This window comes from Citrobacter sp. VF227 (assembly GCF_052950715.1).
Genome location: NZ_JBRFVF010000360.1, coordinates 1 through 475, shown reverse-complemented (window position 1 = coordinate 475; position 475 = coordinate 1). Strand labels below are relative to the sequence as shown.

General features: G+C 39.4%; 1 pseudogene. It reads left to right on the top strand.

The features are described 5' to 3' along the window. Positions 1-176: 176 nt before the first annotated feature. Positions 177-475: pseudogene (gene ureE, locus ACU8YC_RS26745) on the top strand (urease accessory protein UreE); the annotation flags it as partial.

Sequence of the window (475 nt, the reverse complement as noted above, 5' to 3'; positions counted from 1 at the left end):
TAATAACTGTCGTAGCATTAGCAAACATGACCTTATCAGAAATAATGCAACCCCACATATTGATGTGAACCCAGAAACATTTGCCGTAAAAGCTGATGGTGTGCATGCAACCTGCCAGCCTATTCAAACTGCCGTTATGAATCAAAAATATTTCTTTGGTTAAAAGGAAAGCTGTTATGTATTTAATCGAAAAAACCCTCGGAAATATAACTTCCTGCGGCGAACCTGATCTATCCACTGAAGGTATCAACCATGATGTACTGATACTGGAGCAATGGGAAGCACAAAAAAGCCGTTGCCGTAAAAAAAGTCAACTCGGCTACGATATTGGTTTAGCGCTTGATCGTCATATCCGGCTTAATGATGGTGATATTCTTTTGTATGATAAAACCAATCGATATTTACTTACGGTAAAAATACAGCTACGACGCGTGATGGTTGTCGATCTTGGATTATTTGGCGTGGAGAAAATCAC